We start from the raw sequence: 25935 nt of genomic DNA on the forward strand, positions 1-25935 counted from the left end.
AGCCGCCACGGTAGGTACAACGTGAAGGGTCACTCGTGATGGATATAGACCGGCGAACGTACGATTTGATGCGACTCATCCGCGAGAACGAACCGATTGGCAGCATTCGATTGGTCGATTTGATGAATCGCCACGGCTATTCGATAAAGAGCCGCACGATTCGACTCATCCTCTCCGAACTCGACGAGAAAGCGTTCACCGAGAAGGTTCCGGGGAAAGGGCGCAAGCTGACTGCCGCTGGCCGGGCGGAACTCGGTCGGGGGAACATCGCGGGCCGATTCGGTCACATCCGAGAGAAAATTGTGACGCTCACGAGTCAGGTAACTTACGACCCCGTCGAAGACGCCGGAGAAGTCGTCGCCGGGTCGGCTGTCGTTCCTCACGACTCGGTGGACGAAGCGCTCTCGGTCCTCGATGACCTCGCCGATTCGTCGCTCGGGCCGGTGGTGACGGCCACTGACGCGGTGGACGAGGGAGTACGATTTCAGTTTCCGTCGAGCATCACGCTCGACGGCGTGTTGCTCTCGCGTGGCATCAACACCACGTTGAAAACGGCGGGCCTCGTCGAATATCGCTCGACCCCCGGGGAACCGACGACGCCGGGAGAAGTCGTCCGGTACATCGATGTCATCAACGGCGAGGGCTCGACGATGGACGTGGTGACCCTCCTCATCGAAGCCGGACGGACCGACGTGCTGGGCGCACTGGTGCGTGATACGGGCATTCTCATCGTGGACAACCGGGAATTTCCCATCACGCGGTTCGAAGAAGCGCGCGACCTCGCGATTACCACCACGACGCTGCTCGGCGGGGCGCTCGACGTCCGTCGCCCGCGTGAGCAGGGGCCGATTCCCTTTGAAAATCCTGGCTGGGAGTTCGCCTCGCTCACCTACGGGGCCATCGGCGAGCTGGCGATTGCGCTCCTCCACGAGTTGGAGCTGGTCAGCCAGTGGGAAACGCTCGACGGGCTCGTCCCCAGACGAGAGTTCGAGCCACTGCAAACGGCAGGGGTTTCTCTGACGGAGCGATAATGGCTGTCCGAAAAAATCGGAGTTTGGATTGATTAATCAGACGACGGATTCAAGTTCGACATCCAGCGACTGAGCTTTTCTTCTGCTGGCGGTCCAGTTACGAGGCTCACGCCGACGTAGACGATCGCACTTGCGACGAGGCCGTAGATAATCGGGAGATTCGACCCGAAGCCGTACATCCAGAGCGCAGAGACCACGACGACGCTGCTCACGCAAATCGAGGAGAGCGCGCCCTGCCAGGTCGCCCGCGACCAGAGGAACGCGCCGAATATCGGCATGAAGATTGCGCCCGTGAGGAGGTCGTAGGCGAGAATGAGCGCCTGGACGACGTTTCCGATTTGAATCGCGGCGAAGACCATGACCGCGCCGAGCCCGATGATGAACAGCCGGGAGACGCGCGTGTAGGTCTCGTCACTGGCGTCTGGATTGATGAAGCGTTTGTAAATGTCGTTGGTGAAGAGCGTGCTCGAAGCGAGCAGCGTGGAGTCTGCGGTAGACATCATCGCGGAGACGAATCCAGCAAGGATAAGTCCAGAGATGCCCGCTGGCGTAATCTCGAGAATGAGTCGCGGTAAGGCGAGTTCCGGGTCGCCGAGGTTCGGGAGCAACACGACCGCGAGCAGTCCGAGGAACGCCGTCGCGACACCGTACACGATGGCGTACGTGCCGGCGATGAGCGTTCCTTTGCGTGCGGTTTCGGCCGAGTCGGCGGTGAACACCCGCTGCCAGATGTCCTGGCCAATCATGATGCCAAGGACGTAGAGCAGGAAGTAGCTGACAATCGTATCGAGGCCGATTGCAGTCGGGTCGAAGTACGAGGCGTCGAGTGCTGCAGTCAGTTCGCCGACGCCGCCGACCGAGGAAAGCCCCATCGGAATCGCGAGCAGGAAGATACCGACCGTCATGATACACCACTGGACGAAGTCGGTTATCGTCACAGTCAGCATGCCGCCCATGGCGGTGTAGAGGATGATGATGATGCCAGCGGCGATAATCATCGTCTGCTGGTCGAATCCGAAGAGGACGCTGAACACCTTTCCGACGGCGATGGTTTGCGTGATGGCGATTGTGAGTGAATACACCCCCGCGATGACCGCGCCAATCGTTCCGGAATACCGGTCGTAGCGGCGTTCGAGAACCTCGCCGAGCGAGTAGGCTCTGAGATTCGCAAGGTTGGTCGAAATCAAAAGCCCGAGGGCGATGGTGCCAAAGCCGAGCATGACGACCAGCCACGCACCAGAGATGCCGTGTTGGTAGCCCAACCCGCCGCCGCCGATGGTGGACGCGCCGCCGAGAATGACCGCCGACATCACGGGTACGTACATCCAAATTGGGATGTTTCGACCCGCGACGAGGTAATCGTCCAACGTATTCGATTTCCGATAGCCCCAGTACCCGAGTGCGACCATCCCGAGCAGGTAGAGCACAACGACCCCGGCGTCTATGGCGACGATTGACATGGTCATGTATTGCCACAACCTCCTATATAAACTTGTATATACCATGAAAAATTACGCATCCCACCGAGGGTTCCAAAACCGACCGGCTGGCCCCTCGAACCGTGGTGGGAAAAATCGCTTCTCGGTTAGTCGTTGAGTTCCTGCTGGCGGAGGTGCCGACGCGCTTCGCTTTTCGACGGCAGTCCACCGGCCATCGCGAGCAAGCCTGCGCCGAGGACACACCACGCGAGGATGATGGCCCATTCGTATCCCACGAGCGCGGATGGCGACCCGGGGAGGTAGAGGCCGATGAAGAACACGGTCAATACGAGGGCGAGTGCGCCAACGGCGTAGCCGCCCGGTAGCTCGAAGGGACGGTCCATCTCGGGTTCACGGTAGCGCAGAACGAGGAAGGAGATGACGACGAGGAACCACGCCGTGACCAGTCCGAGTCCGCCTGCGTTCACGATCCAGATGAGCATCTGCTCGCCGAAAAACGGCGCGAGTGCGGCGAGGCCACCCACGAGGACGATTGCGGTCGAAGGGGTGTTGTGCTGGGGGTGGAGCGTCGCGAGCGAATCGGGGAGCATCTTCGAGTCGGCGAGCGCGTAAATCGCGCGGCTCGCACCGAGGACGAACCCGTTCCAACTGGTGAGGATGCCTGCGAGGCCAGCCAGCGCCATGATGCGCCCGATGGTCTGACTATTGAACGCGATTTCCATCGCCTTCGCGGCGGGGAGTGCACTCTCTACGAGCACGGCCCCCGTGGTGACCTGCCCGGCCGCCCAGATGACGGCGATGTAGAACGACGCTGCGCAGATGACTGATGCGCCGATGAGGCCGCCGAGCAGTTTCGGTGACACGTCCGCCTCACCGGCGGCCTGTGGGATGACGTCGAAACCGACGAACATGAACGGCGTCATGATGGCGACGGTGAACACGCCTGCGATGCCCGCCCCAGCGAACGGGTCACCGGATGGGGAACTTCCGTTGAACAATGCGCCGGCGAGCAGGGTGGCTCCGGCGAGCGTGATTACTAGTGCGAGAATTGCCTGGAACTGTGCGGCTGGCCGCACTCCGCGGTAGTTCAAGAACGTGATGACGATGGAGCCGATGACGCCCGTGGCAACCCACGAGGCGTAGACCGGTTGGCCGGCGACCGTCCAGAGCTCGAAGACGTTGAATCCGGGAACGATGTAGGCAAGCGCACTCGGCAGCGCGACGGCCTCGAAGGCGACGACGCTGACGTAGCCGAAGATTATCGCCCAGGTACACGCGAACGACCCGATTGGCCCGAGCGCCCGGAGGCTGTAACTGTGTTCACCGCCGACGAACGGCATCGCCGAGGCGAGTTCCCCGTAGATGAGCGAGACGACGCTCACCATGAACCCGCCGAGGACGAACGCGGCGATTGCTCCGGAGACACCGCTCTGGTCGATGAAGTAGCCCGTCTGCACGATCCAGCCCCAGCCGATCATCGCGCCGAACGCGAGCACGAAGATGTCGCGTCTGGAGAGGACACGAGAGAGTTCTCCTGACATGGTACTATGTAACGAACACAGAAACTGATTTCTCACCTTTATATTTTACTATCTCATAACTGTCCGATTGGATGAAATTAAGTGACCAAGAGTGATGGTTAGCTGAAAACCAATCAGCACCGTAGTTTTTTGTATTCCAAACGACTCGATGAGCGGTCGTCGATTCACGGCTCTGTTTGCGTTTGGTCGAGGTCGTAGGCTCCCGGGTGGTCTGGGTCCTTCCACCCCTGTTTGCCGCTCCACGATTCGACGTTGAGGCGGTAGACGGCCGTCCGGTCGGTGAACAACCCCGACCACAAGGGTCGGGGCTTCTTCATGGTTCCCTCAGATTATCGCTAACACTCCCTGCAACCTCGACGCCTACCCGTTCCAGAGCAAGGCCGTCTCAAGCGGTTACGAGGGATGAGGTCGGGCGGTTCACGCGCCCCGATGCCCACCGTCGCACCTTCCGAACTTGAGGAAGGCTTTTGAGAGCAGGCACATCTAACAAACATTTCTTCAATCCACGCTTCGCAACGTTCACCGACGCATTCCTATCCGCATGGTCTTGATGACCACACGACTTGCACTTGAACCGTTTCCGCCGTCGATTCGCTCGCTCGGCGTGTTCACACGCCGTCAACGCACAGCCCTGACTTGTGTACTCAGCTTCAACTGAGGCAATCGGAATGCCTTCAAACGCTGCTTTGTACGCAATGAACAATTGCGTTGCGCGGAACGGCATCGCGTGGAGCCGACGATTCATCCGAGTGCCGTAGTCGATTGACTCACGCATATCCTTGAGGTCTTCAAGTGCAATGCACGGGTCAGGAAGCCGCTTTGCAAACTCGACTACGGCCCGAGACAGTTTGTGCAACCTGTCGTGGACGAACCGATATTCGCGGTCACGAACCACATTCTTGTACGACGGCTTCCCCGAATTCTGCATCCGCTTTTTCATCGTGAAATAGCGGTGGCGCTCAGACTTGATTTCGGGGAAGTCGATAACAAGCGTGTCAAGAACTCCCGTTTCATCCATCGCTGTCAACGCGATGTTATCCTCGTTCACATCCACACCAATCACCGTCTTCGAGTCCGTTTTGTCTCGAATAGTCTGTGTCTGGTGGGTGACGTTGACGTGGAGTTCGGGACGCCCATTCGTGAACAGGGCTTCAGCCGTTCCTATCTTCCACTCGTCACTCGACAACGCGATTTTCAGCACGTCGAGATGTGCCGGGTCGCCAACGACCGTTCCACGAACTGGATGATACGGTTTGGGAGAAATACGAAACGCAACCTCGTCGTCATCGGTGAGTGAGAGTGTGTATCCCTCTTTGTGGTTCATCCGCAGGGGGTATGGCCCAGTTTTGGTGTGACTGGGCATGTTGTAGTCGTCGTATTCGTAGTAGTTCTCCATCGCTTCGAGGGCTTTCTTGACGACCAACTGTGTGTTGTTTTTCACGAGGTTGGCGTCTTGCTCCATCTGGCGACGGATGTCATCCCAGTCGTCGCCCTGTTTGGCGAGGCGGATAGTGTCGTTATATACTGAGCGTGATTCTTGCGTGGACTCGAAGACTTTCGTCTTGCTTCCCTCCTCGTAAAACTGGAGTTGGAGTGGGAGGGTTTTCGTGAGGTTTTGGTCTTCGATGTCCATGCGTAGTACTCACTCGGTGTCTTCGTCGTATGTCCACTCTCGGAGGAGTTCGCGCACGACATCGGCTTTCGTTCGGTCTTCGTCAATGCATTTCTTCGAGAAGTCCTTGTAGAAGTCCTCCTCGAAATCGACGGTGAATCGTCGCGTCATCTTGTTTGCAGTGGATACTTAATAACACATTGGCTTAAATGTTGCCACATCGTACAGTGTGTATGGAGGCGACTCGTTCGAATCACACAGTGTACAATATCAACTACCACTTCGTGTGGTGCCCTCGGTATCGACACTCGTTTCTCGACCACGTTGCGGATACGCTGAAGACAGAGTTCCATGTAATTATCGAGCGGAACGACTACGAGTTGCGGTCGTTGCATATCTCACCTGACCACGTTCACGTATTCTTGGGAGCGCATCCGAAGCATTCACCGAGCGCGATTGTATCGCGGTTGAAGAGCGTGACGGCGCGGAGATTGTGGACTGACCATCCTGAAGTGATGCGGTCGTTGTACTGGGGTGGTGGGTGTTGGGAACGTTCATTCTACGTAGGAACGGCTGGTGAGGTGAGCCGAGAAACGATTGAACAGTACATCAACCGAAGTGAGCATATGTAGTCCTTCGACGGGCTTCACCCCCGACCTCAAGGGTCGGGGTTCTCGCCCTGCTCCGCCTATAGATTCGTTGGACATTGGTTGATAATCTTCACCGGGGGTAAGCTGTGGTGCGTACTTCGCCATGACCTTCTCGAGAACTGCCTGTTTTTCGTCGGCCGCCGAAAGAAGCGAGATACAGCCGTAGGCGACCACGCTGGAATATTCGACCGTAAAGTTCACCGGTTCGTCTGCGGGGATGTATCGCCCGTGCTCACTCGTCGTAAACGATGCCCGAGGTCGGTCGCCCTCGGCCACGAGGTCGTGTGCCCGACCGGCCCGTGCACCGTGGAGAAAGATTGCATGGGCTTCGTCGTCGTAGACGAAGAGCTGGGTGACGAGGTGGGGGGTGTCGTCGTCTACGAGTCCGAGGACACCCGTCTCCTGGCCCGTGAGAAACTCTCGAATCCACGATTCGTCTTCGACCGCTTTGCCCTGATACCGAATCGAGTCGGCGACGTTCTCGGGGGGGTTTTCGTTCATAATCACACAGCAGAGGGGAGACATATAGCGTTGTGTGCTAATTCAGTTACAGGAGATAGTCGCGTCCGTCACGTGTTGCCAGCGTTCCGGGTTTGAAGGCTAAAGTCGGTATTTGACCTTACATTAGACTATTATATTGACACATAATACCCCTGATGTATGCGAAGGATTGTCCTCCCCCTGACCGTCGCATTGTTGCTCGTGGCGGCCGGGTGCAGTGGTGCAGGATTCGATGGCGGGAACGGCGCGAATGCCGGTGGCAATGCGGGTAGCATCGGACTCGCTGCGGGCGGGGCGAACGACGCCACCGCCTTCCGAAACAACGTGAACGAAGGCTACGTCCCACAACCCACGGACATGACCGTGGAGGGGTTGTTCCACGATTACTACTTCGACACGGGGCAGGCCGAAGCGTGCGGAGAACTGTTCTGTCCCTCCTACTCGCGAGCGGTGAGCGAAGACCCGTTCTCGAAGCAAACCGAGCGCTACCTCACCGTCGGATTGAATTCGGGACTCTCGAAGGCTGACTTCGAGCGCAAGAAACTGAATCTCGTCGTGGTCCTCGACACGTCGGGGTCGATGGAGTCACCGTTCTCGAAGTATTACTACGACGGCGGTGAGAAGCAGACTGTCGAAGACGAGCAGGCGAAAATGGCGGTCGCCCGTGAATCGGTCGTCGCGCTCACGGAGCATCTCGAAGCGGACGACCGCTTCGGACTGGTCACGTACGACGATTCTGCCCAGGTGATTCACCCGCTTGACCGGGTGGACGAGACGGACATGGACTACCTCAGAGACCGCATCCGGGGCCTGAACGCAGGCGGTGGCACGAACTTCGACGACGGTCTCCAAACGGCCACCTCGATGCTCGAACCCCACCGCGACGCGAACCAGAGCGAATACGAAACGCGCATCATCTTCGTCACCGACGCGATGCCGAACCTCGGCGACACCTCGGGCGAATGGCTTTCGGGGCGATTACAGGACAACGCGAACCACAACATCTACTCCACGTTCGTCGGTGTGGGTGTGGACTTCAACACGCGATTCGTCGAGACGATTAACGAGGTTCCAGGAGCCAACTACTACACCGTCAACACGCCCGACCAGTTCCGCGACCGGATGGACGAGGGATTCGACTACATGGTGACGCCGCTCGTGTTCAACCTCTCCGTCTCGCTCGACTCGGACGCCTACGAAATCGCACAGGTGTACGGGTCGCCAACAGCCGAAGAAGCCACCGGCGAGGTCATGTCCGTCCAGACGCTGTTCCCCTCGCGACGCGAGGCAAACCGAACGGAGGGCGGCATCATCCTCGTGAAGCTCAGAGAGACTGGAGCAGGAGACAGCATTCGACTCAAGGCCAGTTTCGAGACGCGAACCGGAGAGCGACACGAATCGACCCGAGCCGTCGAATTTGGCAACCACGAGGCCCCGTATTACGACAACTCGGGGGTACGCAAGGCGGTCGTCCTCTCACGATACGCCAACCTGATGCGTAACTGGGCGGCCTACGAGCGAGTGCAGGCAGCCAATGGCGAAGCCGACCCGCCCGCGGACGGTATCGAATACCGAGAGGAATTCGGAGAGTGGGAGCAACAGTCCGTCCCCCTCGCCGTATCCCCGCCGTACGACCAGCGAATCGCAGCGTTCGAGCAATACTTCCAAAAGGAGATGACCGCACTCTCTGATTCGGATATGCAACAGGACGCGGCGATATTGGCGACGCTCCGGACGAACGCCACTACTAGGACTGCCACGAAGTCACCGACGGCGAACGCGACGGGTTAAGAACGGTGCCGTCTCAGGCGCAAGAGAAGCCGCCGTCGACGACGAGCGCCTCACCGGTTATCCAACTGGCCTCGTCGCTCGCGAGAAACAGCATGGCATTGGCCACGTCTTCTGGTTGCCCGAGTCGCCGGAGGGGATAGGCGTCGGCCATCCGTGAGGCGATTTCGTCCCACTCATCGTCTGCGTGGTCGGCTTTCGGCATGGGCGTCTCGGTGACGCCCGGACAAACCGCGTTCACGCGCACGCCGTCGGGTCCGACCTCTGCGGCGATAGCGCGAGTAACGTTCACCACCGCTCCCTTTGTCAGCGAGTAGCCCGCGTACTTCGGCGACCCGATGACACCCGCGAGCGACGCGGTGTTGACGATAGCCCCTGAACCCTGTCGTTTGAAGTGTGGGAGTGCCGCCGCACAGCCGTTCCAGACGCCTTTAACGTTCACGTCGATGAGCCGGTCGAGTTCACCGTGGGCAAGGTCCTCCATCGGCGTCGCGTGGTGCATGATGCCCGCGTTGTTGAGCAGAATGTCGAGGCCGAATTCGGCTGCCGTCGCGTCGATTGCGTCCTCGAATGCAGTCGAATCACGCACGTCGAGTTCGTGAGCCACCGCCTCTCCGTCGAGTTCATGTACGAGTTCTTCGACACCTGACTCGTCCACGTCGGCGGCGATGACCGTCGCTCCTTCGGCGGCGAATCGCTCGGCGGCCGCTCGGCCGAGTCCCGACGCCGCGCCCGTGATGAATGCTGTTTTGTTAGCAAGACGCATGGGCTATCGACGGAGTCCGGACGGTTAAAACGAGTGCCTGCGGCGGTTATGGCGCGATGTTGCGGTTCACGCGGAACACGTTGTCCGGGTCGTATGACCGTTTGACCTCCACGAGACGGTCGTAGTTCTCGCCGTACGTGGCCTGCAGGCGCTCTGGACCATCTTCTGCCGTCTGGAAGTTGACGTACGAGGTGTCGGTCGAGAAGGGCTGTAACCGCGCCCAGGCGTCGCGAACCCACTGTTTGTACGCTTCCTCGTTCGGCTCGCCCGGCTCCCACATCCCAGATGCCCCGAAGACGAACTGCACATCGCGGTTCCCGATGGCCCCGTCGTCTGCGGGTCGTTCGTTGATTGCCCCACCCAGGTGGGCGGCGACGAGCTGTCCGCCCGGAATCGGACACTCCGCGGCCAGTTCGTCCATCGTCGCGTGTAACTCGGGCGTCAGGTCGGTGGCGAATCCGGTCTTCCAGTAGTAGTGCCACCCAGTCGGTTCCGTCTCGTCGAGCGAGGATTGCAATACCGTGTACGGCATCGGTTGAAGTAAATCGACGACCGGGTCGGGAAGTGCGCGAAGCGGAGCGAGCGCCTCCTCTGCGTCGTCGAGGTTGCCACTGTAGCAGACTGTCATCGCGCAGATGCGCTTCCCATGGGCTTCCTCGGGGACGAACGGCGCTGGCGGCGCTCGCATCAGAATCTGGAAGGCCGTCAATTCACGAGGTGCGGTTTCGGTGAGTTCCCGGTAGGCTGCGAGCACCGCGTCGGCGTGCACTGCAGGCCACGCGATGAGCCCGCCGTACACTAGGGGGCCAACGTCGTGGAGTCTGTAGGTGAAGGAAGTGACGACGCCGAAGTTGTGTCCGGCCCCGCGGAGCGCCCAGAAGAGGTCTGGATTTTCCTCGCGGCTGGCACGGCGGACCTGCCCGTCCGCGGTGACGATTTCGACCGACAGCAGGTTGTCGACCGCCCATCCAAAGCGGCGAGTAAGGTAGCCAAACCCACCTCCGAGGGTCAATCCAGCGATGCCGGTATCTGAGATGAACCCGAGCGGCGTGGCGAGGCCGTGGAGCTGCGTCTCCCTGTCTACGTCACCGAGTTCACACCCGGCCTGGGCCGTCACGGTTCGCGCGTCCGGGTCGACGATGACGCCGGTGAGGTTCGACATATCTATGGTCAGTCCTCCATCGGTGAGCGCCGTACCGCCGATGTTGTGACCCCCGCCTTTTACCGAGAGCAGGAGGTCGTTTTCGCGGGCGAAGTTCACCGCCTCGACGACGTCCGCCGTGCCCGTCGGCTGGACGACCAGGGCCGGTGTTTTTTCGACCATTCCGTTCCAGATACGGGTCGCCTCATCAAATCCCTCGTCGCCGGGCTCAAGCAGTGGGCCTCGGAGCGCCGCACGGAACGTTTCGACGCGGTCCGCGGAAAGTGTCGTCGTCGGTCCGTCTCGTGTTGTAACGTCCAACTGTGTCATGCTCGTTCACAACTAGATACGATAGATTCGAACATCTATCTGCCTCGTGAAACCTTTCACGCCGTGAAACTGAACCGTACCTGGTCGGTTTCGCGGTTAGAACGGTGCTTCCTCGAGCGGGCCTTCGAACTGCGCAGGTGAGACCGGTTTCGCCTCGTTGCGAACCTGTTCGTAGACGGAAATCGCCCACTTGCGGGCCGCTGGCGCGTCGGTGTCGATGATGGCCACGAGCGCCCCGGTGTCGAGATCGTGACAGCAGATGCCCACCCGGTCGTCGACGATTCCGAGACCACAGCGGTCACCGTCGGGAAGGTTATCGTGGACGAAAACGGCGCAGTTCTCACTCGTCGCGACCGCACGCACCCGGTCCGGGTTCCAGGCGTAGGTACCTTCGAGGGAGGTTGGCGAGAAGACGTATTCGAGTTCCATCCCGCCGAGAACGGCGTCGCACACCGCTTCGTTGTTGATCGACTTCTGGACGATGGTGTCGAATCCCCACATTCGCTCTGTATTCTCGATGAGATGAGTGAGGCGAGCGACGGGTTCGTACGGGTAGCCTGGTCCGGGCCGTGAGACGACGGCGTCGGCGAACAGCTCCACTGAAAATCCCGGCATCTCGCGAGGTAACCACTGCCAGACGTCGCGGAGTTTGTGTTCCGTCTCCATTGCGTCGCGGAGCGTGAGAAATTGCTCTGCGACGAACGCACCGAGCGAGGTTAGTTCGTAGGTCCGACCGGCCCGGTGAATCCAGTTGCGCTCCTCGAAATCGGCGATGATGCGACCCATCGTCGGCGAAGAAGCGCCGGTCACCTGTCGCAGGTCGCCTCGGTCGTGTGGTTCCGTCGTCAGCGCTTCGAGGACGCCGACCCGGTGGGCCGACCGGGCGAGAAACTCGATTTCTTCGACAGCCGAGTCCATACGCTAGATTCGAGAGCGCAGTAGATAGCCGTTCGTAGCGTTCTGGCGTGAATCGATTCGTGCGGCTGTCTCAATGGCGGATAGGAAAGCGAAAACGAGGGGTTACAACGGAAAAATGGTGTTACCGCGCCGTTTATAGCTGGTCTTTCCAGGGCCAGTCGCGCTCCTCGCCCCACGGCCAGGTTTGCGTGGCTTTCATTCCAGCGTCGAACCGTTGGGATTCTGCTGCATCTTTTATCGCTCCGGCGTCGACGTTGGGGACTTCGACGTCGGACTGGGCGAGGCGGGCGACGCCCGCGGCGCAGAGAATCGAGAGGTCGCGCAGGTCGCGGACGTCAAGTTTGTCGAGCGTGTCCCCGTGAGTATGACCCCACCCTCGGCTATTGTCCTTGCCCGTCGAACGCCCTTGCGCCCCGGCGACGCCGCGCTGGACGAACGGCCAGTGGTCCGAGTGCGGACGGAGACCCGTTTCGATTTTGATGGGCATCTCGTACTCATCTGAGACGGCTTCGTACGCCTCACCGATTTCGTCGAAGCCGTGAGTGTGGATTTCGAGGTTTCGCGAGTAGCCCGCGCCGTCCACGTTCACGATGCACTTTACGTTCTCCAGGTCGTGGGTGTGACTCCAGTAGTACGACCCGTAGAGGCCCGTCTCCTCTGCGCCGAAGACGACGAGGCGGACGCGCGTTTCTAAGTCGTCTGCCACCTGTGCGAGGATGCGCCCGACTTCGACGACCATCGCCGTTCCGAATCCGTTGTCGTTCGCCGCGGTTCCCACGTCGTGGCCGTCCACGTGCGCGGTGAACAGCACTTCTTCCTCGGTGTCGGGACCGACCACGGCCTCGATGTTTCGGGAGGTGGAACTCCCGTTTTCACACTCGACGGTGAGGTTGACCTCGACCGTGCCGTCTTCGCAGTAGCGCTTGAGTCGTGCGCCAACTTCCTTGCTCGCCCCGATGGCTGGGATGGGGCCGGGCCCGTTCGTGACGCCCACGTCACCCGTCGGTGGCAGTGCCCCCTCGATGTGGTTGTAGAAGACGAACCCGGACGCACCGTTTTCTGCGGCGTAGTGGTACTTCTCCGAGCGGTGGACCCAGCGGCCGTAATCCTCGGGAGTGACGCTTGACGCCATCACGATACAGCCGTCGAGGTCGACGTCTTCGAAGTCTTCGGGAAGCCCGTAGCCCATGTCCACGAGTTCGCCAGAGGCCGCTCCCTCAGGGGTGCCCGGAAGTTCGACGATTTCGTGAGACCGGCGGAAAGTGGAGGTTCGGTCGCCGTGTTCCACCGCGAGCGAGGCTTCGCCGCGCCACCACCCCGGAATTGGGAACTCATCGAAGGAGACCTCATCGAGTTCGACGTCCTCGAACGCGTCGTAAACGAGGTCTGCGGCGATTCGTTCGCCTTCTTGGCCCGGCATTCGATTGTTCAGGTCTTCGAGAGCGGAGAGCAGGTCCCAGCCGACGGTGCTGCGATACGTCGCGCCAACGACGGCGTCTGGTATTCGCGTCATTCATGTGCTCTGTGAGATACGGTGACAATAGTCTTGCGGTCCTGAAAAAACATCTAAATTTTTATGTTAGATGGACATTATTTTCCACGTCCTTCTGATGCAAAGAGGTATATAGAGGGCATAATTGATATCATATCGTATGTCATCTGATAACGGGCCTCTGAATCGGAGGAGCTTTTTAAAAGCGGCCACCGCAGGTGGTGTGGCTGGGCTGACCACGCTCGCCGGCTGTACCGGCGGCGGTGACGGCGACGGCGAAGGTGACGGCGATGGGAACAACAACGCCGGACCCGGTGCTGGACTCCAAACGTACACGTACGTCAACAATTCCCAGAGCTACAACCCACCACGCCACGACGCCATCAACCTCATCGCGCGCCAGTTCAACGACCTCGGTCTTGATGTGAAGGTCGACGTGCTCGAATGGGGGACGCTCTACAACCGCGTGTCCGTGGAGTACAATTACAGCTTCTCGACGTGGCACACGTTCTTCACGGTCGACCCGGTGCTCGAACTCAGCAACACGATGCACTCCTCGAAGACGGGTTCGGGAGACGGCAACTACGCCGGCTACGAGAATCCCGACCTCGACGAACTGCTCGACAGTTACATGGCCGACCCCGACAAGAACTCGCGCGTTGAAACGATCCACGAGGTCCAGAAAACGCTGATGGATGACGTTCCGCAGATGCCGATTACGCACATGCCGGCCGCAGCCGTCTACAACAAACAGCAGACAGGCAACTGGCAGCCGGAGCTCTCCCAGGGCTTTAACTCCTACTGGACGATGGTCAACCTCGAGATGAAGGGTGGAGAAACCACCCTCAAGGGCTACTGGCCGGAGACCCTCTCGACGATGAACGTTCTCGGACACAACGACGAGAACAAACACACCTACCAGTTCGAGGTCATGTACGACACGCTCGTCCGCCTCGACAACACGGGGAACATCAACCACGACGTGAGTCTCGCGACCGAATCCAACCGGGTCGACGAGACCACCATCGAGTACACGATTCGGACCGACCACTCGTGGCACGACGGCGAGGACCTCACCGCAGAGGACGTCGCGTTCACCTACAACTACCTCGCTGAGAAGGAGATTCCGGTTTACTCCGTGCAGGCCGAGTACATTGAGGGCGCGGAAGTCGTGGACGACTCGACGGTTCGCATCAACATGGCGAAGCCACTCGGTCCGTTCAACACCCTCGTCGGCACGCAGATTCCCATCATCCCACAGCACAAGTGGGAGAGTCGAAACGAGCCGAGCCAGGCGAACGTCGAGCAACCGGTCGGCAGTGGGCCCCTTCAGTTCGATTACTGGAACAAGGGCAGCGAGTTCGGCCTGAAGAAGTTCGAATCGCACTTCGCGCCCGTTGCCTTCGAGAAGCGCTTCTGGCGGATTATCCCCGAAGCCTCGACGGTGTGGGAACTCCTCAAGAGCGGCGAACTCAACTACGAACCGTTCGGCCGTATCGACCGTTCGCTGAACGAGAATCAGGACCACGAAGCCATCGGCACGAAGTTCGAACCGGCCACCTCCTACTGGCACTTCACGCCGAACGAGCGCCAGACTGGTCTCGACGACCCCGTCCTGCGCCGGGCGCTGGTCAACGCCATCCCGCGGACGGCCATCGTCGACCAGATTCTGTTCGGCTTCCCGGACAAGGGCTCGAACGTCGTCTCGACGGCATTCGGCGAACTCCACACCGACGACGTGCCACAGTACGAGGAAGCGACAGAGAAGGCACGCAGTCGCCTCGAATCGGAGGGGTACAGCTGGAACGACAAGGATATGCTCGTCGGGCCGGACGCCTGAACGGGCCTGCCTGAATCGCATTTTCACCACATCATTCGAAAAGAGACAATACAATTATGGGAAAAGCCAGTTTCATACTCAGGCGGTCGTTGCAGCTCCTGGTTACGTTCTGGGCAGTAGGGACCGTGCTGTTCTTCCTGTTCAGGTTGATGCCGGGGAATCCAACCTCGTTCGTCATCTCCCCGCAGATGACCCCCGAGGCCCGCCAGAAAGTCATCGAAAGCTACGGCCTCGACGAGCCAATGCACGTCCAGTACGTGAAGTTCTTGGAGAACGTCGCGACGCTGGATTTCGGCCAGTCGTTTCACTCGAACGCCCCCGTTCAGGACGTCATCATGACGTACCTGCCGAACACGCTCGTGTTGATGTTGACGGCGTTCGTCATCGCCTACACCTTCGGTATCATCCTCGGCGTGCTCGCCGGCTGGTATCGTGGGTCGGTGTTCGAGCGCAGTACGGTCATCACCGCGCTGCTCGCCCGCAGCGTGCCGAGTTTCTGGGTGGGCCTCATCGTCCTCTGGATCTTTGGCACCTACCTGAACCTGATTCCGATGGAGGGGATGACCACTGCAGGAACCACCTACGACGGGTTCTTCGACATGATAACCTCCGTCGATTTCCTCACCCACCTCGCCGCACCGGCGCTCGTCCTCGCCTACTACTTCATGGGCTACCCGCTGCTCATCATGCGGTCGTCGATGCTCGAAGTGCTCTCTGAGGACTTCATCGACGTCTGTCGCGCGAAAGGGCTGAGAGAACGGACGATTATGTTCAAACACGCCGCCCGCAACGCGCTCCTGCCAATCGTCACGGCAGCGGCCATCGCCCTCGGCTACGCCGTCGGCGGCAGCGTGCTCATCGAGACAGTGTTCGCGTGGCCTGGTATCGGTCGGGAGATGGTACGAGCGGTGCTTCGCCGCGACTTCCCCGTCGCACAGGGGACGTTCATGGTGCTCGCCGCGACCATCATCATCCTGAACTTCGTCGCCGACCTCGCCTACGGCTACCTCGACCCACGGGTGACCTACGACTAACATGTCCCAGGACAATTCGACCCGGTCGATCTTCGACGACCTGGGCACGGGAAGCGATGCGGACGAAATCAACAAGTGGGAACGGACCGCACGCCTCTGGAAGGAGACTCTGCGAGAACACTGGTCGCTGCTGACCAAGGACCTCTCGGTGCGCCTCGCCATGCTGATGGTGGCGTTTTTCATCCTCGTGGCCGTCTTCGCGCCAGTCATCGCGCCGAACCCCCCACTCGAACGTCAGTACCAGAGTTCGGACGAGATTCTCATCCAGAAATGGGCAGAACCCTCGTTTTTAGGCGGTGAGGGCGGTTACATCCTCGGGACGACGGCAGAAGGCTTCGACATCTTCAGCCAACTCATCTACGGAACGCGCTCTGCGCTGCTCGTCGGCGTCATCGCCGCCGTGTTCACCGCGGGCATCGGGACGCTCGTCGGCCTCGTCGCCGGCTACTACGGCGGGACCGTAGACGACGCGCTGATGCGCCTCGTGGACTTCCTCTACGGGATGCCCCTGTTGCCGACGGTCATCATCCTCGTCGCGCTGCTCGGGCCGAGCCTCTGGAACATCATCCTCGCGGTGATTATCCTCCAGTGGCGGGCCACCGCCCGCGTCATCCGGTCGCAGGCACTCTCACTGCGCGAACGCCCGTTCGTCAAGGCGGCGAAGGTGGCCGGCGCGAGCGACTGGCACATCATCAGCAGGCATCTCGCGCCGAACGTGCTCCCGATGTCGTTCCTCTACGGGTCGTTCGCCATCGCGTGGGCGATTCTCACGGAAGCGGGCGTCTCGTTCATCGGCCTCGGCGACCCCAACTCGGTGTCGTGGGGGACGATGCTCCAGGCTTCGCGGGCCTACTCGGCACTCTCGTTCGGTGCCTGGTGGTGGTTCGTCCCGCCCGGAATCTGTATCGGACTGCTCGTAATTAGCGGCTTCCTGATTGGCCGTGGCTACGAAGAAATCACGAATCCCAAACTACAATGAGTCTACTCGAAGTCGACGGACTAGAAGTCTACTACGAAACCGAAGACGGCCCGGCCAAGGCCGTAGACGATGTCTCCTTTAGCTTAGAAGAAGGTGAGAACCTCGGCATCGTCGGCGAGTCGGGCTGTGGCAAGACGACGCTCGCGAAGGCCATCATCGGCATTCTCCCCGATGCTGGCTACGTCAACGATGGGAGCATCAATTTCAAGGGCGACGACCTGACCCAGCTGAACAGCGCTCAACGACGCCGCCTCAAGTGGGAAGAGATCTCCATGATTGCCCAGTCGGCGATGAACTCGCTGAACCCGGTGTACACCATCCGTGAGCAAATCGTCGAAGCCATCGAGACCCACCGCCCGGGAACGGGTCGCGTCGAATCGACGAACATCGTCACCGAGATGTTCGAACTCGTCGGGCTCGACCCCGACCGCGCCGACGACTACCCCCACCAGTTCTCCGGGGGGATGCGCCAGCGAGCCATGATTGCGATGGCGCTTGCGCTCGAACCGTCGCTCATCCTCGCAGACGAACCGACGACGGCGCTCGACGTCATCATGCAGGACCAGATTCTAAAACGCATCAGCGGGATTCAAGACGAGGTCAACTCCTCGATGCTGGTCATCACCCACGACGTGAGCGTGGTCGCAGAAACCTGCGATCGCGTCCTCGTGATGTACGCGGGCAAAGTCGCAGAAGAAGGGCCGGTCGAGGAGATATTCAACCAGCCGTATCACCCGTACACCATCGGCCTGAAACGGGCATTCCCGAACATCCGCAAGACCGACCAAGACCTGCTTTCCATCAAGGGCTATCCACCCGAACTCGTCGGCCCGCCCGAGGGCTGTCGGTTCGCAGAGCGGTGTCCCATGGCGACCGAGAAGTGTCGCCACGAGGAACCGGAGGCCCACTACATGAACGGCCTGCGGTCGTACTGCCACTACGCAGAAGACATCGACCAGGAACTCAGACCGGTCGCCGACGACGCGGCGACGTGGAATCAGACCGCCGCGGCCCAGAAAACCGGGGGTGACTGAAATGGCAAGTGCAAACGACGACACGCTGTTGCACGTCGAAAATCTGGAGAAACACTTCAAGGTGGACAGCGGCTGGATTGCGAGCATTCTCCAATCGGTGTCGGGGAGCGACCCCGATTACGTCCACGCCGTCGACGGCGTGACCTTCGACCTGAAACGCGGTGAGACGCTCGGCCTCGCGGGCGAATCTGGCTGCGGGAAGACGACGACTGGCATGTCTCTCGTCAAACTCCACGAACCGTCCGGCGGCGACATCACCTACAACGGGCAGGCGCTCTCGGAGGCGTCGGACGCCGAGTTGAAGGAGTTCCGCCAGAACGCCCAGATGATCTTCCAGGACCCCTTCGAGAGCCTGAACCCGCGGATGACGGTGTACGACACCGTGGCCGAACCGCTGCGAATTCACAACATCGGCAACGAGACGGCCCGCGTGGCGCGGGCGCTCGAATTCGCCGAGTTGCTCCCACCGGATCAGTACTTCGACCAGTACCCCCACGAACTCTCTGGGGGCCAGCGCCAGCGCGTCGCCATCGCCCGGGCGCTCGTTCTCGACCCGGACTTCATCGTGGCCGACGAACCCGTCTCCATGCTCGACGTGAGCCTTCGGGCGGGTGTCCTCTCGCTGCTCGAACGCATGACCGACGAGTACGGGCTTTCTGTGGTGTACATCAGTCACGACCTCTCGCTGCTTCGCCACATGTGCGACCGACTCGCCATCATGTACATGGGGAAAATTGTCGAAAAAGGGCCGACCGACCAGATTATCGAGAACCCACAACACCCCTACACGCAGGCGCTCATCAACGCTGTCCCGGTTCCCGAACCGAACGTGGGTCGAGAACGCGTCGAACTCCAAGGGGAGGTCGGCGACGTCATCGACATCCCCTCCGGGTGTCGGTTCAAGTCCCGCTGTCCAGACTACATCGGCAGCGTCTGTGACAATGTGAACCCACCACTCGAACAGAAAGAAGGAAAAGCGTGTGAAGTCGCCTGCCACCTCTACGAGAGTGCAGACGGCTTCGACCCGTACGCACACGTCGAGGGTGACGGCACACAGGGCGAAGCACCGTCACAGTCGTCCGACTGAGACCTTCCCACTGCTTTTCATTTCATTCGAGACACAAAGTGTATACCCGGTGGCACGCTCGCTGTAGGCATGCCAGGCGCACGCGTCGCGAGCGGCGAACGAGTCACGCTCCGGACAGCCGAAGCCGAAGACATCCCGTTTCTCCAGCGCGGAGCCGCCAACCCGGAAATTCGGTATCCGCTTGGCAACCCGGTCAAAAATCAGGGCCAGTACGAGATTTCGGCGAATCGAACCGGGCCGGACACGTTCATCGTCTGTCTCGAAGTCGAGGAAACAGAAGTGGAGACGGAAACTATCACCCGAATCGGACAGGTGAGCGTCATGGACGCTCACTACAAACGCCCGGAACTCGGCTACTGGCTCGTCCCAGAATTCCACGGCGAGGGCTATGGCAAAGAAGCCGTCTCACTCGTCATCGACTACGCCTTCCGGTCGTACGACACCCCCGCTATCGGCGCGGAGGCGTTCGATTACAACGAAGCCTCGCGTGGACTGCTCGAATCGCTCGGATTTTCCGAGGAGGGGCGTAGACGCAAGTTCATGTTCGTCGATGGCGCACACCGCGACATGGTCCAGTACGGCCTGCTCCGCGAGGAGTGGGAACCGGAGGAGTGAGGTCAGTAGCGTTTCTCAGCATTCTTCAGATTACTCTACGAACCGAGCAGTTCCCCGCCTGACCATCGTGGGGAACCGCTTCGAGAGAGTCAAGCCGAGTTTCGTCTTCCAGTCCGCTGTGATGACCGGGTCGGTCGATTCAATTTTCGCAGCCAGTTTCCGCCCCACGTACGCGGGGTCGCTCAGGAACGATTCGGGGTAGCCGAGCGTGGCCCCAGACCGCGTGTTCGCGAGGGGCGGATGCATCACGGTACACGACACGTTCGTGCGTTGTAGTTCGAGCCGGAGCGAGCGGACGAACGCCTCGATTGCACCCTTCGTGGCGGCGTACCCAGTCAGGCTGGGGTGGCCGACCAGTCCCGCACCTGAACTCACGTTGTGGATAATGCCACTATTTCGTGCTTGCATGTGGGGCAGGACGGCGTGAATCGTCCGCAGGTAGCCAAAGTAGTTGACCTCGAACTCGCGGCGGGTGTCTGCGAGCGTTTGCTCGTCGAACGGTGCGAAGTTGAAAACCGCAGCGTTGTTGACGAGTATGTCTATCCCGCCCCACTCGTCGATGATTCTCTCTACGGCGTGTGTCACGTCGTCGTCCACCGTCACATCGCACTCTTCGAACCGGGCGTGGGAGGGATGTGACTCGACGAGTGACTGGAACTGCGCTCCTTCAACGTCGAGACAGGCGACCCGATACCCCGCCTCGAGGAGCGCAGCCGCCAGGTGAAAGCCGATTCCCTCGTTCGCCCCGGTGATGACCACGACCTGTTGTCCCCCTGAAATTGCCATACCACTCCATACGACGGCGTAATTTATCTCCCTTGACAATTTTTTGGCCCTGCGACGAGTCCTCTCCTGCGTCTGTCAGGCAGAAAATCCCGCTTTCGCCTTCGGAAATCGGAGTCAGTGGCGTCAAACTTCCGTGCGGGAATGTTCGGTCATGACGAGAGGTCTCTCCAGCCTCACCGAGTATGTGATGACCCTCTTCTCATGGCTGCGCTGTGGACGCTATCGGTTCCCGCGTTACCACCGCGCCGGCGTTCCGTGAGCGGAATTCCCCCACTGCGAGACGGTCGGTACCCACGGAATGTCCAGCCGCGCTACACACGCATCCACAGTTTATCAAATATTGGAGGGTTTCTCGATAGGGATGACAGGGAGACACACCACCACAAATGTTAATTGAGCGAAGAAAGTTCGCCGGATGGAATCGAGAAACCCGGTGACTTAGGCCGTGTAAGCCCCGTGTGCTACGACCGCGTTCGAAACCGTGTTGGTTATTTATCGGTGGCCCTGAAACCGTGTGTGACAACCCCAGAATCCCCTTCCGAGAAGGGCGAAAAGTTGACAAGTCGCGGCTTTCGGATTACTGTCGATGAAGGCCGAGAGTCGTTCTTTGCGATCTGCATCGAAGAGGCAGATAGTGACACGGCGTGGATAATGTCGGACACTGTCGTCACACCGGAAGAGATGCGATAATCGTCGGCTTCATTCGGGTCCTCGTTTCATCCTCCAGTCGGTCGTCGAATCCGACACGTTCACGCGATTATAACCGCCCCCGAAGCGTACGTAGCAGCGGGTGAAACCCATGGCTGCAGAAAGAATGACTCGGGCAGAAAATCCACACGTAGCATCGGACCGATTTTATGAAGCGTTAGAACGCATGGCGAACGGCGACGCAGGATTGATGGAAGTATGTTGGTCGCACAGCGACGACGTGACGACGATGCATCCCATCGGCGGGCGCGAAGAAGGATGGGACGCAGTGCGCGATTCGTGGGCTGGCGTGGCCGAATTAGCATCGAACGGGTCGGTCACCCGAACAGACCAACTCGTTCGCACGAGCGGTGAGCTGGCCTGCGAACTCGTAACCGAAACTGTCTCGATGGACCTCGGTGGGCATGCGCTGCATGCCGAGTTCCGCGCGACGAACGTCTATCGACTCGAAGACGGTGACTGGAAAATAATCCACCACCACGCGGATGCGAACCAGGAATTCCAGGATATCCTTGCACAACTGACAACTGCAGAGTGACCCCGCGATACAATTTTTCGGCGACTTACAGCGATTCCAGCCGGGCGTGCAACCGTATGCCGGGCGCAGTCACGGCATACGGCAATCGTGATTTGTGTTTGTTTGCAACGCCAGTAGTCGTCTCACGGACGCGACCGATTGCAGAAATTGCGTCGAGCGTTCCGGGTTCGAAATCGAGCGCTACACCTGACACGCGTCCGACGCGCTCGCCGCCGTCGAGTCGATACCCCTCAGCGACGGGGAGTTGTGCCCGGCCACGGTCCGGTCGGTCGGTCGTTTTCCGGTCGATATCTTTCGCGTAGAGCACACTCGGAGGCATGACGCCGGTGCGCTGGACGCGTTCTAAATCGTCTCGCAGGTACGGGTCACCGAACCGGTCAATGACCACGGTTGCGCCGTGGTTGAGCTCGTCGGTCGTCGCCGTCCCGGGTGCGACTTCGAGATGCCGCGCATGGATGCGCGGGGGCTGGTCGAACCCGAGGCTTGGGACGGCGCTGCCGGCGGGGAACGTGTCTTCTTCGGCGGCGCTGGTCGTGTTGTGGAGGAGTCTCGTCACCCGACCGTCTTCTACGAGCTGAACCGGCGTCGTCGGTCGTCCCTCGAAATCATACGCGAGGGCGGCCCACGACCCGGCGTGAATCGTATCTTCGATGGCCAATTCGTTTGAGCCGATTCGGTCGCCCACAGCGTAGGGGCTGAGGCCCATGTACCCCATGTCGGCTTCGAGGTAGCGCGAGACGAAGTGAAACAATTGCCCGGCTGCTCGGGGGCTTAGAACGATGGTTGTCTCACCCGTGGGTGGCGTTTCGACAGTAGCCGATTCGAGTTCGGTCGCGTCCTCGACCAACTCGTCGAAAAATCCGGGCAGGTGGTCGAGGAATCCCACACCGCGAGTCGAACCCGCGTGGCGTTTCACTTTCTGTCCATCGATGAGTGTGAGAATGGCCGTCACGGCTCCCCGGTCGAGCGTCGTCTGGACGGTGCTGCCAGTCGTCGTGGCGAGCGTCGTCTCGATGTGCGCGTCGGTGTAATTGACCCACGCGTTCGACAGGTCGAGGTTTTCACCTGCTGTCAGACCTGCTTGCAAAATGTCGACTTTTTCTGCCTTCTCTACAGCGTCGATACGACTACTGGCCCACCCGCCGTGGACCCCTTGATGGTGAGTGAACTGGTCGAAGCGGCCGGCATCTCGCTGGGCGAGCACTTCGCCACTTCTGATGGCCCGGTCTGCCACGTCCGTGAGACTTTCCTCGTCGAGGGACGTCGTGTAACGGTAGTCTGCCGCTCCCTCTGCAAACACGCGACAGCAGACACCGGTTTCAGTAAACGGCGTGGCGTTGCGCAATCCGTCCTCGGTCACGACGATATCCGTCTTCGCCTGCGCTATGGCCCCGACTTCTGCGTAGGCGACCGTCTCGACCCCTTCGAAACGGTCGAGTAAGAACTCCAACGCGTCCACGAGTGCCTCCCGGTCTGCATCCATACACTGTGCTACAGAATCACCCGCCATGAACCTCTCGGGACGCAGTCGCGGGGTGCGTTACCGCTGGGACCGTTGGTTCTGTGTTTCAGCCTCCGCCTCGTAGGTTTTCGAGACGATTTCGTCCTGTACCTTCCGCCGATACTCCCAGATGCCGGCGGCGATGACGAGGATGCCGAGGGCTGCACCCTGCAGATATGCTCCCGACAGCGCGAAATAGGCGAACGCGGCCACAGCAAAGAGAATAGAGAGGCCGAGGCCGAGCGTCGCAAGTCCGTGGCGACGGGGGTCGAATGTTCGCATGGTTCACCAGTTGGGAGGGGTTTATTACAAGCGTTGTGACGTGCAGATTCGACTGGGGATGGTCATTCCTTCGATAATGCGTTGCGAAGCGAGAAAATGAGGAATCAAACGAACAGTTGGATGTCTGAGTCGGCCATGTCCTGAATAGCCGTTGCGGCACCGACACCGGTCGTGACGCCGTCGAAAAAGTCGTCCTCGTCGTAGCCCATCAGGTCGATCGTCATCTGACAGGCCTGGAACTCGACGCCCATCTCGAGGGAGGTTTCTAACAGTTCCTCGATAGTGGCGGTGTTGTTCTTCTCGATTTGCTTCTCCATCATCTTGGTCGTCATGCGGTCCATGCCGGGAAGCGCGGCGAGCATGTTCGGCATCGGTGTGTTCGGGTTACCGACCGAACTCATCTTGAGGTTCTTCGAGTGCTTCTCGTGGAGGATGTCGAGCCCCCAGAAGGTGTGGAACACCTGCACCTCCCAGCCGAACGCGGCAGCCGTGCTCGCGAGGATGAGCGGTGGATAGGCCATATCGAGGGTGCCCTTCGTCGCGATGATGGACAGTTTCTTGGGGCCTTCCGCTTTGGCTTCGAGTTCGCTCAGCCGTTCTTCGAGCGCTTCGAGTTGGGATTCGAGTTCTTCACGATTCATCGAGTCGGTATCGACCGCCTTTTCGGGGCCGCTCGTGTCGGTACTCATAGGTTACTCCGTCTTGCGGACATAGTGTTTGTAGACGTCGCCTGCCTCCTCCTGACCGAGCAGTTCGGCGTTCGATTGCGTCTCTGCCCAGCCACCGAGGTCACTCATGCTGCCTGGGTCGGTGGCGAGTACTTCGAGGACGTCGCCCGCTGCGAGACCGTCCATGGCCTGTTTCGTCTTGACGACCGGCATTGGGCAGTTCTGTCCTTTCACGTCGAGGGTTTCGGTGACGGTGTAGTCAGTCATGGTATTGACTTCATAGCCCAATATTGACCTCTCGAACATATATCTAACGGTAGTATTGCTCATTCTAAGCACAATCTAACCGGTTGTGGTGAGATAATCAGGCCTCAATAGCCCACCAACACGCAATCGAGAGTATTAGTATTGTGTTATAATTGCAAAACCATGCAAAGGTTTATGGGCTGTCATCGGATATGACCAACTACTGATGGCGCAAAGCAACCTTCCTGACGGAGCGGAAGCAATTGAGTCGATTTCCCCGGAAGCGCTGAAAGACCGCATCGACAGTGGTGAGCCGGTATTCCTCCTCGATGCACGCGGAGAAGGGGACTTCGAAGAGTGGCACATCGACGGCGAGACCGTCGATATCGTGAACTACCCGTACTTCCAGCTCCTCGATGGCATCCCCGAGGACCTCCTTGCGCAACTCCCGGAGGACCGGCAGATAACGGTTCTCTGTGCGAAAGGCGGGTCCAGCGAGCTGGTCGCAGCGCACATCCAGGACGAGGGCTACGACGTGAACCACCTCGAAGGTGGCATGAAGGGCTGGGCCCGGATCTACGAATACACCGAACTCGACGTAGCGGTTGATGCGACAATCGCCCAATACCGTCGTCCATCGAGCGGGTGTCTCGCCTATCTCGTCGTCTCCGACGGCGAAGCCGCCGTCATCGACCCACTCCGTGCATTCGCCCACGAATACGAGCAGGACGCCCACGCGATGGGCGCAGACCTGACCTACGCACTCGACACGCACATCCACGCAGACCACATCTCCGGTATCCGGACGGTCGCAGCCGAGACTGACGCGACGCCCGTCCTTCCCAAACCAGCCGCCGACCGCGGAGTCGAATACGACGTGCCGTACGAGACGGTCGCAGACGGCGACACACTCACCGTCGGCGACGTCGAAATCGAGGTCATCCACACGCCGGGCCATACGACGGGTATGACCGCCTACACGGTCGGCAACGTACTGTTCACTGGCGACGGCCTGTTCACCGAGAGCGTCGCCCGTCCCGACCTCGAAGACCCAGAAGCCGCAAAGCGTGCGGCGGCGACTCTCCATCAGAGTCTCACGGAGAAGGTCCTCACCCTTCCTGACGACACCATCATCGCGCCGGCGCACTTCAGCGACGCCGCCACGCCACAAGACGACGGGGGGTATACCGCAGAACTCGGTGACCTGCAGGAATCGATGGCTGTCCTCTCGATGGACGAAGTCGAGTTCGTCGAGTTCATCGTCGCGGATATGCCACCCCGGCCGTCGAACTACGAGGAAATTATCGCAGCCAATCTCGGCCGCGAATCGCCCGACGACGAGAAAGCGTTCACGCTCGAACTCGGGCCGAACAACTGTGCCGCGAGTGACAACGCGCTGACTAACTAA

Annotated in this window: 26 protein-coding genes; 11 read left to right on the forward strand and 15 right to left on the reverse strand. The window is 60.0% G+C overall.

Annotation, left to right across the window (positions count from 1 at the left end; all coding sequences use genetic code 11):
* Nucleotides 1–38 precede the first annotated feature (38 nt).
* On the forward strand, nucleotides 39–1031 hold the full coding sequence (locus P1M51_RS16720; RefSeq protein ID WP_276248999.1) for an NrpR regulatory domain-containing protein: 993 nt from the start codon (nucleotides 39–41) through the stop codon (nucleotides 1029–1031).
* Between the two features lie 32 nt (nucleotides 1032–1063).
* On the opposite strand, the gene P1M51_RS16725 is transcribed toward P1M51_RS16720, so the two are convergent.
* The 5 genes from P1M51_RS16725 to P1M51_RS16745 all read right to left on the reverse strand — a co-directional run bounded on the left by P1M51_RS16725 (nucleotide 1064) and on the right by P1M51_RS16745 (nucleotide 5794).
* Nucleotides 1064–2491 (reverse strand): sodium:solute symporter, encoded by a 1428-nt coding sequence (locus P1M51_RS16725; RefSeq protein ID WP_276248998.1) that lies wholly within the window; start codon nucleotides 2489–2491, stop codon nucleotides 1064–1066.
* A 125-nt stretch (nucleotides 2492–2616) separates the two neighbouring features.
* On the reverse strand, nucleotides 2617–4011 hold the full coding sequence (locus P1M51_RS16730; RefSeq protein ID WP_276248997.1) for an APC family permease: 1395 nt from the start codon (nucleotides 4009–4011) through the stop codon (nucleotides 2617–2619).
* Nucleotides 4012–4175: 164 nt separating this feature from the next.
* On the reverse strand, nucleotides 4176–4328 hold the full coding sequence (locus tag P1M51_RS16735) for a hypothetical protein (RefSeq protein ID WP_276248996.1): 153 nt from the start codon (nucleotides 4326–4328) through the stop codon (nucleotides 4176–4178).
* Between the two features lie 68 nt (nucleotides 4329–4396).
* The gene (locus tag P1M51_RS16740; RefSeq protein WP_276248995.1) at nucleotides 4397–5644 is read right to left on the reverse strand and encodes a transposase; all 1248 of its coding nucleotides are present in this window, start codon (nucleotides 5642–5644) and stop codon (nucleotides 4397–4399) included.
* 9 nt (nucleotides 5645–5653) lie between these two features.
* A complete protein-coding gene (locus P1M51_RS16745; protein ID WP_276248994.1) occupies nucleotides 5654–5794 on the reverse strand; it encodes a hypothetical protein in 141 nt (46 codons plus the stop codon).
* A gap of 62 nt (nucleotides 5795–5856) precedes the next feature.
* Between P1M51_RS16745 and tnpA the strand changes: the two genes are divergently transcribed.
* Nucleotides 5857–6255, forward strand: a complete 399-nt coding sequence (tnpA, locus tag P1M51_RS16750) for an IS200/IS605 family transposase (protein WP_276248993.1) — start codon at nucleotides 5857–5859, stop codon at nucleotides 6253–6255.
* Here tnpA and P1M51_RS16755 read toward each other — a convergent pair.
* Nucleotides 6178–6774 (reverse strand): pyridoxamine 5'-phosphate oxidase family protein, encoded by a 597-nt coding sequence (locus tag P1M51_RS16755; RefSeq protein WP_276275178.1) that lies wholly within the window; start codon nucleotides 6772–6774, stop codon nucleotides 6178–6180. The genes tnpA and P1M51_RS16755 overlap by 78 nt on opposite strands.
* Before the next feature lie 159 nt (nucleotides 6775–6933).
* Between P1M51_RS16755 and P1M51_RS16760 the strand changes: the two genes are divergently transcribed.
* Nucleotides 6934–8565 carry a VWA domain-containing protein gene (locus P1M51_RS16760; RefSeq protein ID WP_276275179.1) on the forward strand — a complete coding sequence of 544 codons (1632 nt, stop codon included), beginning with the start codon at nucleotides 6934–6936 and terminating at the stop codon, nucleotides 8563–8565.
* 13 nt (nucleotides 8566–8578) lie between these two features.
* Here P1M51_RS16760 and P1M51_RS16765 read toward each other — a convergent pair whose 3' ends face one another.
* From P1M51_RS16765 to P1M51_RS16780, 4 genes are all read right to left on the reverse strand, one after another.
* Nucleotides 8579–9328: an SDR family NAD(P)-dependent oxidoreductase gene (locus P1M51_RS16765; RefSeq protein ID WP_276275180.1), complete on the reverse strand. Its 750-nt coding sequence runs from the start codon at nucleotides 9326–9328 to the stop codon at nucleotides 8579–8581.
* Between the two features lie 46 nt (nucleotides 9329–9374).
* Complete coding sequence (locus tag P1M51_RS16770; RefSeq protein ID WP_276248989.1) at nucleotides 9375–10799, reverse strand: FAD-binding oxidoreductase; 1425 nt, start codon at nucleotides 10797–10799, stop codon at nucleotides 9375–9377.
* 96 nt (nucleotides 10800–10895) lie between these two features.
* On the reverse strand, nucleotides 10896–11717 hold the full coding sequence (locus P1M51_RS16775) for a winged helix-turn-helix domain-containing protein (RefSeq protein WP_276275181.1): 822 nt from the start codon (nucleotides 11715–11717) through the stop codon (nucleotides 10896–10898).
* A 133-nt stretch (nucleotides 11718–11850) separates the two neighbouring features.
* On the reverse strand, nucleotides 11851–13230 hold the full coding sequence (locus tag P1M51_RS16780) for a M28 family metallopeptidase (protein WP_276275182.1): 1380 nt from the start codon (nucleotides 13228–13230) through the stop codon (nucleotides 11851–11853).
* Nucleotides 13231–13369: 139 nt separating this feature from the next.
* On the opposite strand from P1M51_RS16780, the gene P1M51_RS16785 reads away from it, so the two are divergent.
* The 6 genes from P1M51_RS16785 (at nucleotide 13370) to P1M51_RS16810 (ending at nucleotide 19798) form a co-directional block, all read left to right on the forward strand.
* A complete protein-coding gene (locus P1M51_RS16785; RefSeq protein ID WP_276275183.1) occupies nucleotides 13370–15049 on the forward strand; it encodes an ABC transporter substrate-binding protein in 1680 nt (559 codons plus the stop codon).
* A 56-nt stretch (nucleotides 15050–15105) separates the two neighbouring features.
* A complete protein-coding gene (locus P1M51_RS16790) occupies nucleotides 15106–16083 on the forward strand; it encodes an ABC transporter permease (protein WP_276248985.1) in 978 nt (325 codons plus the stop codon).
* 1 nt (nucleotide 16084) lies between these two features.
* The gene (locus tag P1M51_RS16795) at nucleotides 16085–17062 is read left to right on the forward strand and encodes an ABC transporter permease (protein WP_276248984.1); all 978 of its coding nucleotides are present in this window, start codon (nucleotides 16085–16087) and stop codon (nucleotides 17060–17062) included.
* Nucleotides 17059–18096, forward strand: coding sequence for an ABC transporter ATP-binding protein (locus P1M51_RS16800; RefSeq protein ID WP_276248983.1), 1038 nt, complete (start codon nucleotides 17059–17061; stop codon nucleotides 18094–18096). The genes P1M51_RS16795 and P1M51_RS16800 overlap by 4 nt, the downstream gene beginning before the upstream one ends.
* Before the next feature lies 1 nt (nucleotide 18097).
* Nucleotides 18098–19183 (forward strand): ABC transporter ATP-binding protein, encoded by a 1086-nt coding sequence (locus tag P1M51_RS16805; protein WP_276248982.1) that lies wholly within the window; start codon nucleotides 18098–18100, stop codon nucleotides 19181–19183.
* 69 nt (nucleotides 19184–19252) lie between these two features.
* The gene (locus P1M51_RS16810; protein ID WP_276248981.1) at nucleotides 19253–19798 is read left to right on the forward strand and encodes a GNAT family N-acetyltransferase; all 546 of its coding nucleotides are present in this window, start codon (nucleotides 19253–19255) and stop codon (nucleotides 19796–19798) included.
* Between the two features lie 30 nt (nucleotides 19799–19828).
* Here P1M51_RS16810 and P1M51_RS16815 read toward each other — a convergent pair whose 3' ends face one another.
* Nucleotides 19829–20584: an SDR family oxidoreductase gene (locus tag P1M51_RS16815; protein ID WP_276248980.1), complete on the reverse strand. Its 756-nt coding sequence runs from the start codon at nucleotides 20582–20584 to the stop codon at nucleotides 19829–19831.
* Nucleotides 20585–21383: 799 nt separating this feature from the next.
* On the opposite strand from P1M51_RS16815, the gene P1M51_RS16820 reads away from it, so the two are divergent.
* Entirely contained in the window at nucleotides 21384–21830 is a 447-nt protein-coding gene (locus P1M51_RS16820; protein WP_276248979.1) for a nuclear transport factor 2 family protein, read from the forward strand.
* A 25-nt stretch (nucleotides 21831–21855) separates the two neighbouring features.
* Here the strand turns inward: P1M51_RS16820 and P1M51_RS16825 are convergent, their stop codons facing one another.
* The 4 genes from P1M51_RS16825 to P1M51_RS16840 form a co-directional block, all read right to left on the reverse strand.
* Nucleotides 21856–23313 (reverse strand): metallopeptidase TldD-related protein, encoded by a 1458-nt coding sequence (locus tag P1M51_RS16825; RefSeq protein ID WP_276275184.1) that lies wholly within the window; start codon nucleotides 23311–23313, stop codon nucleotides 21856–21858.
* 57 nt (nucleotides 23314–23370) lie between these two features.
* On the reverse strand, nucleotides 23371–23613 hold the full coding sequence (locus P1M51_RS16830; protein WP_276275185.1) for a hypothetical protein: 243 nt from the start codon (nucleotides 23611–23613) through the stop codon (nucleotides 23371–23373).
* 104 nt (nucleotides 23614–23717) lie between these two features.
* Nucleotides 23718–24302, reverse strand: coding sequence for a DsrE/DsrF/DrsH-like family protein (locus P1M51_RS16835; RefSeq protein ID WP_276248976.1), 585 nt, complete (start codon nucleotides 24300–24302; stop codon nucleotides 23718–23720).
* A gap of 3 nt (nucleotides 24303–24305) precedes the next feature.
* Entirely contained in the window at nucleotides 24306–24548 is a 243-nt protein-coding gene (locus P1M51_RS16840; protein ID WP_276275186.1) for a sulfurtransferase TusA family protein, read from the reverse strand.
* Between the two features lie 205 nt (nucleotides 24549–24753).
* Here P1M51_RS16840 and P1M51_RS16845 point away from each other — a divergent pair, with 205 nt between their 5' ends.
* The gene (locus tag P1M51_RS16845) at nucleotides 24754–25935 is read left to right on the forward strand and encodes an MBL fold metallo-hydrolase (protein ID WP_276248974.1); all 1182 of its coding nucleotides are present in this window, start codon (nucleotides 24754–24756) and stop codon (nucleotides 25933–25935) included.

Origin of the sequence: Haladaptatus sp. QDMS2 (genome assembly GCF_029338295.1) — an archaeon.
Lineage (GTDB): Archaea > Halobacteriota > Halobacteria > Halobacteriales > Halococcaceae > QDMS2.